This is a genomic window from Burkholderia sp. SJZ089 (genome assembly GCF_007828315.1).
Lineage (GTDB): Bacteria > Pseudomonadota > Gammaproteobacteria > Burkholderiales > Burkholderiaceae > Burkholderia > Burkholderia gladioli.
On sequence record NZ_VIUM01000005.1, the window covers coordinates 225,601 to 241,451 of the forward strand.

The 15,851-nt window shown below is 64.9% G+C and carries 14 protein-coding genes; all 14 read right to left on the reverse strand.

What is annotated here, in order from left to right:
* Window positions 1-42 precede the first annotated feature (42 nt).
* A complete protein-coding gene (locus FB600_RS11390) occupies window positions 43-957 on the reverse strand; it encodes an anti-sigma factor family protein (protein ID WP_127837696.1) in 915 nt (304 codons plus the stop codon).
* An 84-nt stretch (window positions 958-1,041) separates the two neighbouring features.
* A complete protein-coding gene (locus FB600_RS11395) occupies window positions 1,042-1,365 on the reverse strand; it encodes a DUF4148 domain-containing protein (RefSeq protein WP_098181897.1) in 324 nt (107 codons plus the stop codon).
* Between the two features lie 145 nt (window positions 1,366-1,510).
* The gene (locus tag FB600_RS11400; protein ID WP_145756805.1) at window positions 1,511-2,950 is read right to left on the reverse strand and encodes a TolC family protein; all 1,440 of its coding nucleotides are present in this window, start codon (window positions 2,948-2,950) and stop codon (window positions 1,511-1,513) included.
* Window positions 2,947-5,136 carry a peptidase domain-containing ABC transporter gene (locus FB600_RS11405; protein WP_098181895.1) on the reverse strand — a complete coding sequence of 730 codons (2,190 nt, stop codon included), beginning with the start codon at window positions 5,134-5,136 and terminating at the stop codon, window positions 2,947-2,949. The genes FB600_RS11400 and FB600_RS11405 overlap by 4 nt, the downstream gene beginning before the upstream one ends.
* 11 nt (window positions 5,137-5,147) lie before the next feature.
* Window positions 5,148-6,410 (reverse strand): HlyD family secretion protein, encoded by a 1,263-nt coding sequence (locus FB600_RS11410; protein ID WP_096748810.1) that lies wholly within the window; start codon window positions 6,408-6,410, stop codon window positions 5,148-5,150.
* 57 nt (window positions 6,411-6,467) lie between these two features.
* Window positions 6,468-6,974 carry a toxin-activating lysine-acyltransferase gene (locus tag FB600_RS11415; protein ID WP_096748809.1) on the reverse strand — a complete coding sequence of 169 codons (507 nt, stop codon included), beginning with the start codon at window positions 6,972-6,974 and terminating at the stop codon, window positions 6,468-6,470.
* Window positions 6,958-8,700 carry a hypothetical protein gene (locus FB600_RS11420; RefSeq protein WP_127837695.1) on the reverse strand — a complete coding sequence of 581 codons (1,743 nt, stop codon included), beginning with the start codon at window positions 8,698-8,700 and terminating at the stop codon, window positions 6,958-6,960. The genes FB600_RS11415 and FB600_RS11420 overlap by 17 nt, the downstream gene beginning before the upstream one ends.
* Window positions 8,701-8,779: 79 nt before the next feature.
* Entirely contained in the window at window positions 8,780-9,058 is a 279-nt protein-coding gene (locus tag FB600_RS11425; protein WP_227742974.1) for a hypothetical protein, read from the reverse strand.
* On the reverse strand, window positions 9,055-9,345 hold the full coding sequence (locus FB600_RS11430) for a hypothetical protein (RefSeq protein ID WP_127837694.1): 291 nt from the start codon (window positions 9,343-9,345) through the stop codon (window positions 9,055-9,057). Before FB600_RS11430 ends, FB600_RS11425 begins: the two co-directional genes overlap by 4 nt.
* Window positions 9,346-9,859: 514 nt before the next feature.
* Entirely contained in the window at window positions 9,860-10,096 is a 237-nt protein-coding gene (locus tag FB600_RS11435; protein WP_145756804.1) for an ABC transporter permease, read from the reverse strand.
* Window positions 10,097-10,711: 615 nt separating this feature from the next.
* Complete coding sequence (locus FB600_RS11440) at window positions 10,712-12,619, reverse strand: putative bifunctional diguanylate cyclase/phosphodiesterase (RefSeq protein WP_096748806.1); 1,908 nt, start codon at window positions 12,617-12,619, stop codon at window positions 10,712-10,714.
* A 111-nt stretch (window positions 12,620-12,730) separates the two neighbouring features.
* Window positions 12,731-13,135, reverse strand: a complete 405-nt coding sequence (locus FB600_RS11445) for a lysozyme inhibitor LprI family protein (RefSeq protein ID WP_145756803.1) — start codon at window positions 13,133-13,135, stop codon at window positions 12,731-12,733.
* Window positions 13,136-13,178: 43 nt separating this feature from the next.
* On the reverse strand, window positions 13,179-13,877 hold the full coding sequence (locus FB600_RS11450; RefSeq protein WP_261383369.1) for an N-acetylmuramoyl-L-alanine amidase: 699 nt from the start codon (window positions 13,875-13,877) through the stop codon (window positions 13,179-13,181).
* A 147-nt stretch (window positions 13,878-14,024) separates the two neighbouring features.
* The gene (locus FB600_RS11455; protein ID WP_186016003.1) at window positions 14,025-15,761 is read right to left on the reverse strand and encodes a site-specific integrase; all 1,737 of its coding nucleotides are present in this window, start codon (window positions 15,759-15,761) and stop codon (window positions 14,025-14,027) included.
* Between the last annotated feature and the right edge of the window lie 90 nt (window positions 15,762-15,851).

A 15,851-nucleotide genomic window follows, 5' to 3' on the forward strand; every position in this document is an offset into this window, starting at 1 on the left:
GGTCGGCCCGATGGCGGACGGCAAGGATGATAGGCGGCGCATTCAGTCGCCGGCCAGCAGGTCGGCGGCGCGCATCAGGCCGCGCGTGCCTGCGTCACCGGCGATCACGATATGTTGCCCGGCGCGCGATGTCCACTCCAGCAGGCGCACCCCGCCGATCCGGCGAGCCTGCCAGTGGCCGCCGCCCTCGGGCGTGCCGTGCGCGACCAGCACGGCCGGCTCGCCCGCCGCGTTGCGATAGACGTAGGCGTTGGCGCTCGCGAAGGGCCAGATGTCCAGACGGCGCGCGCCGGCCAGGTGGAAGCCGACCGCGCCGAGATCCGGCGCCGCGTCGCGCGGCGCGGGCCGCGAGGCGAGCAGCAGGGACGAGCCGGCCAGCGCGCCGGCGGCGAGGCTGGCGGCCGCTGGCCGTTGCGGATTGGCCGGACGAGCCGGGGCTTGGCTCGCGGCCGGCGTCGAGGCATTGGCGGCCCCGCCGGCGGGCGCCGCGGCGGACGACGGCGCGGCGCGCCCCATTGCCGGGTCGATGCCCGGCAAGGCCAGCAGCATCGCGTAGGCGGCCGTGTCGAGCCGGTGATCCGGCACCCGCCACAGCCGCGGCAGGACCGCCGCGGCCAGCAGGGCAAATAGCGCGGCGGCGGCCAGCCGGTAGCCGAAGCGCGAGGCACGGCGGCGGCTTGCCGGCACGGCCGCGAGTGCCGGTGCCGATTGCGCTGGAGGCACCGACAAAGCCGCCGGCGCCGCGCTCAGCGCCAGGACGGCGGCGGCGAGGCCGTCGTCCGGAAAATGGTTGCGCAACTGCGCGTTGACCCGCGCATAGAACGCGACGCGACGCGCCTCGGCGGGACACCGGGCCAGGTACGCGCTCACGCTATGCTCCCGGTCGGCGGCGAGCCGGCCGTCTGCATAGGCCTGCACGTCCTGCTCAGACGGGATCGATTCGGGTACGGAAGTCATGGCTGGGCAAATCGGGGCACACGGAGCGAACACCGCGCGCGACCCGATATTCCGTCGTCGATGAAAAATTTTTCAGGGGGCGCATCAGGAGCCGGCGTAGATGTTGCAGAAGCTGGCCGGGCCGACGCAGGCCGAGGGCATGCCGGCCGTCGACGCGATCGCGCGATGGCCGCCTTCGGTCTTCGCGCTCATCGCGCTGCCGTAGGCGCTCGTAGCCGCCGCGCCGGAAGCGATCGCCTGGCGGAACACCGGGCTCACCTCGGGATAGGAGGCGTCGGTGTAGTTGAGCGAGCCGTTCTGCTCGGCTTCGATCAGTTGCTGGCGCACCTGGGCGCGGCTCAGGCCTTCGGCATGGGCGAACGACGAGAGCAGCACGGCGGACAGGACGGCGAGACGGTGGATCTTCATGATGTGACTCCTTGATGAGGTTGAGGGGCTTGCATCAAGGTGAACACGGGGAATTCGCGCTTATTCCCGGCGGGGAGCGGAAATTTTTCGCACGTGCGGGACCCGGACGGCGAACGCCCGCCTCTCGCCACACGGCACTCTCGCCTCACGGGCGCCCCAGGCGCCCGAGGCTGGCCGCCAAACGCAGCCGCGCGGTCCGCCACCGAGACTCCACCTGCACGCGCTGCTTGCACGCATCGGCCAGCGCCACCTGGGTGTCAAGCAACTCGCTGAAAGTGCCCACACCCTCCTGGTAGCGGCCTTGCGCGACCGTCAGCGCGCGGCCCGCGCTATCGACCAGATTGCGCGCATTCTCCAGGTTGGCCGCATTCGTTTCCACCTCGTGATAGCGCTTCCAGACCTCCAGCGATACCTGCAGTTCGGCGTCGTGCAGGGCCGCGAGGCGCGCATTGGCCTGCGCATCGGCCTGCGCCACGCGATAGCCTGACGCGAACCCCTCGAACAGTGGAATCGTCACCTGCACGCCGAGCGTGCTGCCTCGGCTGGTGCTCAGGCGCGGCGACAGCAGGCCCCGCGGCTGTTGCTGGTATGAGGGGTTGTTCTGGCTCAGGCTGCCAATCAGCGCGATCATCGGCTGGCCTTGCGTGCGCGCGGCGTCGGCGCCGGCCAGCGCCGCCTCGACCTGCGCACGCGCCGCGATCAGCCTCGGGTGCCGGCGCTTGGCCTCCTCGATCAATTCCCCGACTCCCGCCAGGGTCTCGCGATCCGTGTCCTCGTCGCTTGACGCGGGTGCGATCCTCACCGGCGTATTCGCGTCAAGCCCCATCGCCACCGCCAAGGTGCCATCCGCCACCTGCGCGTCGCCCTGCGCGCTCACGCGATCGAGCCGACTGCGCTGGTAGCTGGTGCGGGCCCGCAACTCGTCACCGAGCGTGCCCACGCCGGCATCATGCCGCGCCCGAGCCGCTTCCAGGCTCAGGCGGGCGATATCCTCGGTGCGATGAGCGGCCTCGAGCAAGGCCAGGGCATCGGCGAGCGCATAGAAGGCCAGGGCGGTGTCGAGCATCACGCTTTCGAGCACCTCACTCTGCGTGGCATTGGCCGCGGCGAGCAAGGCACCCGCCTGGCGCCGCGCAGCGGCGCGCTTGCCGAAATCGAACACCACCCAATTCAGGCTCAGGCTGCCATATCGGCTCGAGGCGTTCTGCGAGTGACGAATCGCACTCTCGCCGAATGCGCTGCCGTCGTAGGTGCTCGACAGCGTATCGCGCTCGATACCCGCCGTCGCGCTCAACCGAGGCAGATAGGCTGCGTCGGCGATGCCGAGCGCGGCTGCCTGCGCACGCGCATCGGCCCAGGCGCCTCGTGCCTGGGGACTCGCGCAAAGGGCTTGCAGGATCGCCTCGGCGAGCTCGATCGGCTGCCCGTCGGGTGGCAGACGGCATCCGGTCTCGCCGATCATCGCGGCGCCCGGCGTCGTGGACACCTGCGCTCGCGTGCCGAATACATCGAGCTGCTGTGCCATGCCGTGTGCTGTCATCATCAGTAGTGCGATCGACACGATCAAGCTGGCATGGCGCCTCATCGGCCGGGCCCGGCATCGGCAGGCGCCGCGGGCTGCGTGGTCTCCTCGCCACGGTTCGCGAAGGCCGGCGGGATCGCCTGGTCGAGCACTACCCGCCCGCCGTCGAGCACGATAGCCCGGCTGGCCGCGGCGATGGTTTCCGGCCGGTGCGCGACGATCACGCGCGTCATCCGCAGCGCGCTGATCGAGGCATTCACCTGTCGTTCGCGCTCGATGTCGAGATGGCTGGTGGCCTCGTCGAGCACCAGGATCCGCGGCCGCTTGTAGAGCGCGCGGGCCAGCAGCACGCGCTGCTTCTGGCCGCCGGACAAGACCGTGCCCATATCGCCGACCAACGTGTTGTAGCCCATCGGCATCGCGCCGATATCGTCATGGACGGCGGCCACGCGCGCGCATTCGGCGATCCACGCCAGATCCGCAGTGGGGTCGAAGAAACTGATGTTGTCGGCAATCGAACCGGCGAACAGCACGTCGTCCTGCAGCACCGTCCCGACCAGGTCGCGCAATCGTTCCTGGCCGAGCCGCTCGATGGCGACGCCGCCGATACGCACTTCGCCGGCGCTCGGCGCCACCGCGCCGATCAGCACGTTGACCAGGGTGCTCTTGCCGCATCCCGACGACCCCACGATCGCCACCGATTCGCCGGGAGCGATGGCCAGCGACACACCGTCGAGCACCAGCGGTTCGCCCTCGGCATAGCCGAAGCGCACGCCATCGAACTCGATGCCGGCCGTGAGGTCCTGCATTTCATCGGGCACCAGTCGAAGATTCGCTTCGGATTCCGGGGGCGTGAACACGATGTCGGCGAGTCGCTCGCCCTGCAGCCTCAGCATGCGCATGTCGAAATACTTGTCGACCAGGCTGCCGACCCGATCGTTGAATTGCCCGCGATAGGCATTGAATGCCATCAGGGCACCGACCGAGAAGTGCCCGTCCATCACCATGCGCGCGCCGAGCCACATCACGAGGATCTCGCCGATACCGAATATCAGCGCGCTCAACTGCTGGTAGACCAGTTGCAGTTTCTGTACCGTCAGGCCGGCGTTGACCTCGTCGATCATCAACGACTGCCAACCGCCCTTACGCTGCACCTGCCGGTTGAACAGCTTGATGGTCTTGACGCCGCGGACCGTCTCCAGGAAGTGGCTCTGCTGCTTGGCAGCGCACACGATGCGGGCTTCGGTGGCCAGTTGCAAGGGCCGGTACCAGAGCGCCCGCCACAACGCATAACAGGTCAGCGCGCCCAGGGCGACCGCGCCCAGCGCGCGGCTGTACACGAACATCATCGTCAGCGTGACCACCGTCATGAGCCCGTCGATGACGGCACTCAGGAAGGACGTGGTCAGGATCTGTTGGATCGTGTCGATCGAGTTGAAGCGAGAGACGATATCGCCGAGATGGCGCTGCTCGAAATAGCGCATCGGCAGCCTGAGCAGATGGGTGAACACGTTCGCGCGCCACTGCACGCCGAGCATGGTGCCGAAATACATCAGCGCCACCGCGCGAATCACGCTGGTCGCCTGCTGGATCAGCAGCAGCAGCCCGAAGCCGATCGCCAGAACACCCAGCAAGTCGCGATCCTCACCGACAATCGCATTGTCGATGATCCATTGCAGGAAGAACGGATGCATTAGGGAAAACACCTCGAGCACCAGCGCGAGCGCCAGCACCTGCCCGACCGAGCGCTTCAGGCCGGACACCTCGCCCAGTAGCGCACGCAGGCGGACCGCCGGCTTCTCCTTGCGCGGCTCGAAGCTGCTTGCCGGCCACGACTCGACCGCCACGCCGGTGAAACAGCGCGACAACTCGTCGAACGCAACCTGCCGCACGCCCTGGGCCGGATCATGGATTACGGCACGCTTGCTGTCGATCTCCTTGAGCACCACGAAGTGATTGAAATTCCAGTGCAGGATGCAGGGGGTGCGCAACTGATCAATCCGGTCGAGGTCGAGCTTGAGCGCGCGCGTTTCCAGTTGGAGCGCCTGCGCGATCCGGATCAGGCGAACCAGGTGGACACCCTTGAGCGAGACGGGAAACCGGCCTCGCAAAGTGGCGAGATCGACGTGATGGCCATGGTAGCCGGCGATCATGGCGAGACAGGCCAGCCCGCATTCAGCCGCCTCCGTCTGCAGTACGGAGGGTAGCCTGCGGCGAGCACCGAAGGAGAGTGAATCGAGGATGGGCATGGCGATTGGAATCAGTATTTCCCGGTGACGCTGTAGAGCGGCTCCAGCACCCACTCGTAGAGGCGCCGACGCTCCTGGAGGATGTCCGCCTGCACGGTCATGCCGGCCTGCAGGGGACGCGGCTTGCCGTAGGCCATGACGGTCTGCGAGTCGAGCGCGACCACGATGCGATAGAAGGTTCCCGCGCTGGACGCCCCCGCCTCGCTGCCCGCGCCGAGTTCCGCGGCCGACAGCGCGGTCAGGGCGATGCTCCGCACATGCCCGGTGTATTGGCCGAATTTCTGATAGGGATACGCGCGGTAGCGAATCTTTACGGTATCGCCGACGTGGACGAACCCGATGGCCGAACTCGGCACCAGCAGATGCAGGCGCCAGCGCGCCCCGTCGGGCACGATGCTTAATATGGGATGTTGCGTGCCGACCGCCTGCCCCGCCTCGGCGACCAGCGCGGTGGCAGTGCCGGCTTCCGGCGCGGTCACAACGAATTCGCGTCGCGCTTCGTTCGCGATAGCGCTCTGCTCGACATCCATCACCGCGCGATGCATCTGCGCCAGTTGGTTCTGCTGCTTGAGCGCGAGACCGGACAAGGCGTTTTCGCTCTCCCGGAGCGTCTGCGCGATATCCTCGCGATCGCGCTGCAGGCCCAGCAGCCTCGATCGCTGGTCGAGCAGGTCTGCCTCGCGTTGCTGGAGCTGGTCGGTTGAGATGTAGTCCTGCGCGGACAGGCGCCGATAACGCGCCACGCCGTCCGCGGCAATTGCAGCGCGCTCGCGCTGCTCGCCCAGTTGCTGATCAAGCCGCGCCAGCGCCGAGCGCAAGCTCGTGCGCTTCTCCTCCAGGCTCCTGCGGTCATCCTGCTGAAGTTGCCGCGTCTTGTCGATTTCATCGAGCAGGGATGCTCTGCGGCGGCGGTCTTGCTCGATCAGCGCGGCCTGCGTCCCGCCTGCGGCGGCGCTCTGCACGTCGGCGGACAGCGTGTAGAGCACCATCCCCCGACTGACGTGTTCTTCTTCGTCCACCAGTTTGCGCAACACCGTTCCCGATAGTGGCGCATAGACCTTCACGAGGCCAACATCGGGCATCACCGTGCCTTCCACCGTGATGCGGCGCGTATAACTGCCCAGCGAGAAAAACAGGACCAGGGCAACGGCCGAGGCCACCGACAGCGCAACCAGGACGCTGATCGACACAGGACGAATCAGCAGGATGGTGCCCAGCATGGGCACTCGCTGCGCATCCTGTGCAGCGCTTCGGAACAGGGATCGGGTGGGCATCGGGAGTCGGTGGGAACAACGATATTTCGGACGAGAAACCGCAGTCTGCCGCCGTCGTCACGCGATGAACTCATCTGCCACGAATACTTCAAGTTTTTCGACCAGAGACTCCGGAGTCGATATCATCGAGCGTCGGTTGCAAAGATTCCTTCCGTAGACGGCGAACATCCCGGTCTTTCGCTTGCGAACCCAGACAATATGATCACTCGCCGGCGCGAGCCGAGACTTGATCGCGTCAACATGCGAAGTCATCGAGCCGCGCGGCAGCATGAGGTCGAGAATGCATAGCAGTTCGCCCTCGTTCCATTCCGAGGGATGCAGCACATAAGCCTGATCGAGCAGCTTACTGAGCGTCTCTGGCGTCAGTAGGGCCCAGATGAGGTAGCCGACCGGCTCCCCATTTCGGAAGAATATCTCCACGTTGTCGTGCGCAATTGCGTGCGTGGCCCATAGAGCTAAGCTGTATAACTTTTGTTGCCTGTGGACCGGGCTGATAGACATCAGGTGAGCTAGGCAACCCAGCTTCTGGAAGCCCAGCATCATTTCATCATTCTTGAATTTCATGCTGTAGGCCCAAGCATCCGAGAGTTTTCAAGAACACGAAATCGGTGCAATTTCGCTCATTAATGAAATCAGGGAACTCAATGACATTGCCGCCTCTAATCTCGATCAAGCAATTGCCGGTCAAGTCGTAGCGAAGATGCCGTGGTCCGCCGCCAGCCACAATCGTCAACATGGTGTCCGGATCACAGGCCAGCCGCTCGACAATCCTGCTCCGCAAACGGTCCACATGAACCTGGAGCGTGCCGTCAGCCTGCACATAAGCCCAAGCATGATCGTCGCACCACGCCTGGAGATCAGCATCGATGCTATCGAAGTCAAGTCCCACGCGCTCCGATGCGTACTTCTGCGCATTCACCGCGATGGCGAATAACAGTGGCTGCCGTGCGATACCGATCTCGCCCGCTGAGGCGAAAGCCAGCGCCAACACCTTCGGAAACAATCGTTGCAATGCCAGATCGATGTCTCGACCAAGGTTGCCAAGGCGCACCCAATCCACGCTGAACTCTCTAGCAAACGTGTAATGCAGAAGGTTGGCGGCAGGTTTGGACGGAGCCTGCGCAATGTCCGCCAAATAGCGTGCGTTGACAACATGACTGGCCAGCGCGGCATCGATGTGGGCGGACAGCCGAGTCGCCCATTCCAGGCAGAGAGGATTGCTATGCATTTTGTCGGCTACGATCATGGGAATGCCAGCGAATACCAGCAGGTCGCGGCACCCGGCATGGGCGTACTCGCGCTCGAAACGGCCTACAGCACCGGTGCACAGGGAGATCATTGCGCCCTTGCCTCCGAATATGTACTTCTCCGCCTGGAAACAGATCGACAAAAGTCCGCGAAGAATGGGAGCGGCTTGCCATTTCAGCTCGTTCCAGGCGATGTCGAAATTCTTGTCTCCGTAACTCTCACCGGGATGCAGCGAGGCCACGGACGCAAGGTCCAGCCAGCGGCCGTCGAGCGCGATGTTAGAAAGCGAGAGGTTATGCAGGAGCAGCCGTGATTTTGCGGCGGCACATTGGACGGCCGCGCGTCGTATGAATTCATGGATTCCGCGCTCGAAGCGTTCGCGGACATCTAAGCGGTACCACTGATCAGTTGACACGTCGGGTGCTCGCGGCAATAGCTCCGGCAACAGAGCTATCATTTCCTTGACCCTTGCGACGTCTTCCCGTCGATGCCCCCGCAAATCAAACCGCGGCCTGAAATAGGCGGCGCGATCGAAATGTGCCGGCCTGAGCGCGCTCTCGCGCACAAGCAGCGCGCGCGTGTGACGCACATCAGCGCTGTCCGCCGCTTGCATCGGACCTATGCTGATCACGGCCAAGCATTGCACCGCACCGAACGGCAGAATCTCCTGCAGGGCCTGGCTCCAAGTGAACTCGGACAGCGCTGACTTCAGCGTCAGTTTCCCGTCGCTATGATGAGGGTCGGCCTTGTCGCCCAGCAACGAATTCGGCCCAATACCCTTCAACTGGAATCGCCCGTCGTATCCGCACCGCGCTCCTCCTCCATGGAAAGAGATGCCGTCACCACCATAACGCTCCGCGTAAAACACCTTGCCACGCCCGGTATCCTCGCTCGGCACGGCATAGGCGTAATGGGTCAGGAGGACGCTATCCAATTCCTCGCAACTCGGATGCCTCGCCACAACCACGGCTCGGTCGACCGGTTCGGCAGTAAAAGGAACAAACAAGTGTTTGATATCTAAACACGCAAAATCGTTTTTCATAATAATGGCTATGTTCCGACAACAGACATTCCTGACCCGATGCCACCTCCTTCGCCCCTCCGAAATACCAATTTATTAATTAAACACTTCTAAAACCACCCACCGCACCAACAAATCCCCCGGACACCATACCCGCAATACCGGCTTGACCAAAGGGGGCGCCGATAGATAACGCCCCGAACGCGTTAGCGAGCCCCCCCATTACTGCACCTTGCAGCCCCCCTATAATTGCAGCCCCGAGCCCACAAGCGGCGACCAGCATCAACTCATCCTCGTTCAACTCCGACAGCTCATCAGAAATTTCCCCGATCAGGCCATAGCTTACTTGCCGAGGTAACACCTGATATATTTCATTCATTTTTTACAAACTCCATTTTTAATTAAAAATTTCAAAACCCAAAATAAAAATACCGCCATCACAGCACTGACAGCACTACTATAACTGGTGATTTTTAGATCCTCATAAACCCCCGCGCGGGTAAAAACAACATATATCACGACATAAAGGGCAGCCATCGATGCAACGGGGCAAATAAATTCAAATATAATTTTCCTCAAGATACCTCGCAATGTTAACTTCTTAAACTCACTCGACTCACCACGAACATCAATCAAATAAAAATCCACCAATTTCAAAATCACCAACACAAAACATCATTTTCATAAACTCACACACCGACCAACCAACCAGGAATGAATACAAATATCACCCATCGAGCGGCATGCCAAGCCAAACAATCTTGACCATCACGCTTCATTTTCACGCAAAATCAACCCACCCCACTGACTAGGATTCGCCGACAATCGAGATTCACAAAAATCACATCGGATATTTTTATTATCAATATGCGACTTAATGCTCCGAAGCACCGTCGTTTCCCATTGGACGACCGTTGACGCAACCCGAAGTCCTGTTCAAGACGCAGCCCAATGCCGCTGGGCACGGACAACTCGCTCTACTGGGATGTGAGAAATATGACCACTGCGACAAGATACTACGCCCCACGGCGACGTATCGATGTTCCATAAGTCAGCCGTGCAACTACCGAGAGTCTGAGCAGGATGGCGACAGTTCGGCGCAACTCGATCAAGCATGTTCAAGATACCGAAACAGGAAAAATGATTCGCCTAAACGCCCTATCTCTTTTGACCCGGATACTTATTTATTGAACCAGCCGGCACCAGCATCACCGATACCAGCCGTAATCATGCCCCCAACACCGCTGAGCCCGATTGGTCCTCCTGCATACGCACCGACCAATGCCTCGCCAATACCACCAAACACCACACCGCGCAGGCCGCAAAGAATCGCACCAGCAAGATTTCCGCTAGCCGCAACAAGCAGCAACTCCTCAGCAGTCAACTCTGATAGACCATCGGAAATATCAACAATCATACTGCTACCGATCTCAACAGGCAGAACCGCACAATCATCAGACGTCGCAATTCTTTTTCCTTTTCAAAATAAATTTACCCCCCCAGCACGGACTATAACTTCAGTTATTTTTTTTGAAAATCGTACTTCACGCGCGACAACAATCTATCACACGAGTCACCTCCGCACCTGAGGCGCGTTGACGCAAACAATTAACATATCGATCGACACAAACCATCAACCAATATATTTCGCAAAAAAATTAATTAATGCGTGTGCACGACCACTTCGCACCCCATTTACGACTGGGCGCACATGAATTTGTCAGACCAGACATATCAGACGAACCATTACGCTCGTCGCAGATCTAGCCACACAAAACCAACGTCGACGCAGCGATCCAAATATCTAGATCTTCCCCGATCGGGATGCGCTGGATGATTGACTGCGTTCCGGACCAAACGCAGCAAGCACCGGGGCTGCGTTATTGTCGTATAGCCGATACTGAATCGACTTCCGGATGATAGATGCACATGCCGATGCTAACGGCTGCATCCGGACTTGATTCATTGAAAGCAAATCCACCACGCAGCCAGAAAAGCGTATCCATGCCCGGTTCACGGGCATGTGCATCGCCTACATCCCGATCAAGGTCCGCAGCGAGCCGAAAGTATGCGGCCGCGCATACCAGAAACCCTGCGCCTCATCACAACCGAGCGCGAGCAACTGGTTGGCCTGCTCGATGGTCTCGACGCCCTCGGCCGTCACGCGCATCTTCAGCGCATGCGCCATCGCGATGATGGCGGCCACCAGCTCGGCGCTGCGCGCGTCGCTGGGCAGCGGCGCGACGAAGGCACGGTCGATCTTCACACGATTGACCGGGAAGCGCGTCAGGTAGGACAGGCTCGAATAGCCGGTGCCGAAATCGTCGACGGCGATCTCCACGCCGAGCTGGCGGATCGACGAGACGGTGTCGAGCGCCGCCTCGGTATCGCCGAACAGCACGCCCTCGGTGATCTCGATCTCGAGCTGGTGCGGCGCGAGCCCGCTGTCGTCGAGCGCCTGCTCGATGATGGCCAGCAGGTTGCCGCGCCGGAACTGCTGCGGCGAGACGTTCACGCACACGCGCGGCGCGTCCTCGCTGTCGCGATGCAGGCGGCTGATCTCGCGGCAGGCGGTGCGGATCGCCCATTCGCCGATGCGGTCGATCAGGCCGCTCTCCTCGGCGATCGGTATGAACTCGTTCGGGCTGACCTCGCCCGAGCGTGGATGACGCCATCTGAGCAGCGCCTCGACCTGCGCGATGCGGCCGGTCTCGAGCGTGACCTGCGGCTGGTAGGCGAGCCAGAACTGCTGGCGGTCGATGCCGCGCGCGAGCGCCGCCTCCAGCTCGAAGCGGCGCGTGGCGCGCAACTCGAGCGCGCTGGAGAACGGCACGGCGATGCCGTCGCCGGCTTCCAGCGCCGCGGACAAGGCCACGTTGGCGCGCCGGATCAGCGTATCGGTGTCCTCGCCCTGCTCGGGATAGGCGGCCGTGCCGGCATTGGCGATCACGTTGAGCGCGGCGCCGGCGAATTCGATCGGCTCGCCGGCCACCGCGACGATGGTCTCCACCAGCCGCCGCACCACCGGCTCCGCCTCGTCGCAGAGCAGCGCGAACTTGCCGTCGCCCATGCTCGCCACGCCATACAGATGCGGCACCTTGGTGCGCAGGCGCTCGCCCGTCACGCGCACGGCCAGCTCGACGCCGGGCAGCCCGAGCGCATTGCGGATCGTGCTGAGGCCGCCGATCTCCAGCAGCACGATGCTGAAACGGCCGTCGGTGGCACGCGCGCGCGCGATGCGCAGGTCGAGCCGCTCGGCGAACAGCTTGCGGTTCGGCAGGCGCGTGGTGTCGTCGTAGTTGGCGGCGTACCAGAGCTCGCCGCCGGTCGGCGGATCGCTGTTCGCGCGGCTCATGAACACCACCCAGGCGTCGCCGGCCGGCTCGCGCCGATTGGCGGCGGAAACGGTGGCCGGCACGGCGGCGGCAGCAGCCGCCGCGGCCACGCGCGACGGCGCTCGCGAGCGCGTGGTACCGGCAACATCGGCGCCCGCGTGATCGCCCTGCGCGGCCTCGCGCTTGGCGCGGCGCGGGGCCTCGAGCGCCGGCGCGGCGGCACCGCCGCCCCCTTCGCCGGCCAGCAGCGGCGAGAGCACGATGCGTACCGGCACGCCGTCGCCGGCGGGCCGCTGCAGCAGCCAGATCGCGCCGCCGCGCAGCAGCGCGTCGATACTGGGCGGCGCCCAGTTGTCGCCGGGCGCGGCCAGCATCGATTGCAGGCGCAACACGGTGCCGGGCACGCCGGCACGGCGTCCCGTCAGGCGCTCGAAAGCGGCATTGGTCCAGGTCAGCGTACCGTCGGCCGAGCACAGGCAGACAGGCTGCGCGGCCTGCGAAATCGCGCGCTCGATGCGCGTGGCATCGGAGCGACGCGGCACCGGATCGGCGGATTCGTCGGGCGCCGCGAACGGTTCGGTCAGGCGCGTCTCCGGTCGTTGCATGGCGAAAGATCGGTCGAGAAAACGGCGACGGAAAATTCCGTCGCCGCGAACATCAGATAGTAAGCGAATCGGGCTCGCATGCCGCGAAAAAACAGCGGGCAAGACAGGCCGCTATTCGCGGAATCTGGCGGGCACGCAACCGTGCTGGCTGTAGCACTCCTGCTCGCGATCGCGCATGAACGCGAGCCGCCGGGCCAGCATATCGTTTGCGCAGGCCAGATTCAGATAGGTTCCGCTGGACATGCGCGTGCTGCAGTTTCGGCCGAGGCGGTCGAGCCAGTCGCGCTGGCCCGCGTCGAGCCGGTCATGCTCGGCAAAGCGCCTGCGCAGCGCCGTCTGGATGTTGCGATAGCGCGAACTCATCTGGCGCTCGAGCTGCTCGTAGCGGCTTGCCTCGCAGCCCAGCGTGTCGAACGGCCGGGCCGGGTAGCCGCAACCGCCGTCGGCGCGCGCCGTGGTCGCGCCGAACAGGGCCGGCGCCAGGCAGGCGAGGCCGAGGAATGTCCCGAACTTCATGTGTGCGGCACGCTCCCGCTCGACGGGATGACGGTGGTACGCATCAGGCCGCCGTGCAGGCCTCGATGCCCGCGGCGATCGCGGCGCCCAGGCGCCGGATCGTGTCCGCCTGGGCAAGCCGCGCCTCCTCTTGCGGATTGACGATCACGCCGGCCTCGATCAGCAGCGCAGGCACGCGTGCCGTGCGCAGCACCACCAGGTCGTCGAAACGATGGATGCCCAGGCGCGCGTCGATCAGCGGCCGGTTCTCGCCGCGAATCGGATCGGCGTGATAGAGCGAGGGCGTTTCGCCGATCTCGCGCGCGCAGCGCAGGCTCGCCGCGTAGCGTGGGTTGCGTTCGGACACGAAGATCGCGTAGCCGTGGAATTCGCGCTGGCGCCCCGCATCCAGGTAGGCCCGCTGGATCGAGTCGTGATGGATCGAGACGAACAGGTCCGCGTGCGCGTCGTTCGCCCGGGCCGAGCGCGCGCTCAGGGCGATCTCGCGGCCGTCGGCCGAGGTGCGCAGCACATGCTCGCCATGCGCGCCGAGTTCGGCGGCAACCGCCGCCGACAGATCGAGGTTGTAGCGGTATTCGACGCGGCCGCTGGCACCGGTGGCACCCGGGTGCGCCGGCGTGTGGCCGGTATCGATGACGATCGTGGAAGGCGCGGCGCAAGCCGTGGCGGCCGACGCGCAAACGAGTGCGAGCGCGCCGGCGAGCGCGATCGTCCCCCGCAGGAAACCGCTGGTGATTGTCATGGATTCGTCGTTGTTGGTCACCGTCGCAGGGCGGCCGGTATCGCGACGCATTCTACCTGCGCGAGGCAGCGGGAAACAGTCGAAACGCCGGGCGCGATTCAGGTATTTGCACCAGGCGCCGCGAGAGGATCGCGCCGGATCGAGGCCTCAGGACTTGGCGCCGAACGCATCGGCCAGTTGTCTGGCGCGTTTCATCTCGTCGCCGTGCAGGTAGATCGAGGTGGTCGAGATCGAGGCGTGACGCAGGTTGTCGCGCACCGTGGTCAGCTCGGCGCCGCGCGCGAGCGCGTGGGTGGCGTGCGTGTGACGCATCCAGTGCGGGCTGGCGCGACGCAGCTTGTCGGCCAGCGGCGGATGCTCGGCGGCGAGCATATCGGCCACCTGGCCGAAGAAGCGCTTGAGCACCTTCCAGAGCCGCACGCCGCCGATGCCGGCCGCGCCGTCCTCGCCGAGGCCGCCGATCACCGGCAGATCAGGCCGCCATTGCGTGGGCACGGCCGACAGGCCGCGTTCCAGCGCGTAACGCGTGAGCGCCTGCCAGGCCAGCGGCGGCAGCGCCACGCGCGCGGCCTTGCCGCCCTTGCCCACCAGGTGGATCCAGCGATCCTCGCGCGCGTCGCTGCGGATCGCGCCGAGCCTGAGCCCGACCAGTTCGCTGGCGCGCAGCCCGGTGGCATAGGAGAAATCGAGCAGGAAGCGCAGCCGCTGCGCGGCGGCCGGCTCCCAGCCAAGGGACCATTCGAGGCCGTCGGCGATCGCGCGCAGGATCTGCCATTCGCCGTCGCTGAACACGCGCGAGCTGTCGAGCGCGGCCGCACGCGTGCCGCCGCGCACCTTCACGCCCGAGAACGGATTGGCCAGCAGGTAGCGCTGCTCGACCAGCCAGCGAAACAGCGCGCCGAGCACCGACAGCGCATGCGCGGCCGAGCGCGCCGACAAGGCGCCGGTGAAGGGCCGCCAGTCGGCGGCACGGCGCGGCCGGATCGGGCCGGTCCAGCGTTCGGCCGGCGCGGGGCGGCGCAGGAAGGCGCGATAGGCGAGCGCGTCCTCGGTGGTGAGCGAGGACAGCGCGCGGCCGCGCTCGACGATCGCCCACAGGATCAGCCGCTCGGCTTCCTTGCGATAGGTGCGCCGCGTGGCCTCGGATTCGTGCAGCGAGAGCCAGGCCTGCACGGCGCTGTAGTCGTTGTCGGCGTCGAGCGTGCAGGTCTCGCGCGGCGCGCGGAAGGTGCCGGCCGTGCCGTCCACCTCGTGCGGCAGGCGCAGTTGCTCCCAAGGCACGATCAGGCCGGGGCCGGCGGCGGCGATCAGCGCCCGCGCGCGTTCGGTCAGCGCCGGATGCGCGCGGAAGAAGGCTTCGATGTGGCGGGCATTGGCCGGGCCGAGGCCGGCGATCGCCTTCCACCATTGACGACGGCGCGGAATCCGCACGGTGAGATCGGCCAGCGTGGCGATGCCGTGCGCACGCAGCGCGGCCACCGCGCGCGCGGGCAACCAGGGGTCGATCTCGTCGGCGATCTGCGGCTCGGGCGGCCGCGCGTGTCGCAGCATCCCGATCGCCTCGGCGACGGCCCGCGCGTGCCTGGCGCGCTCGGCCGGCGCATGTGCCAGCAAGGCCGCCAGGTCGCGCCGCCCAGCCCACGTCGCCACGGCCACCAGTTGCCGGCGGATCGTGCCGAGCAGGCCGCGCGCCGAACGACCGTCGCCCAGGCGCGTGCCCAGATAGCGCTCGGCCGCGCCGCGCACCGACATGCCCTCGTACCAGGCGCGCAGCATCGCGAGTTCGTCGGCATCGGGGAAGCTGGCGGGCGCAGCCCGGCGGGCGGCGTCGCCGGGTGAATTCGAATCGGCGGGGTTCGGCGGGGACGGCAGGCGGGAAGTCATGCGCGCGAGTGTGACACGAAATGAGCCGGACACGCGCGGGATCGACGAGTTCGCGCAGCGAGGCGGATTTGGAACAGTCGTCATATGACA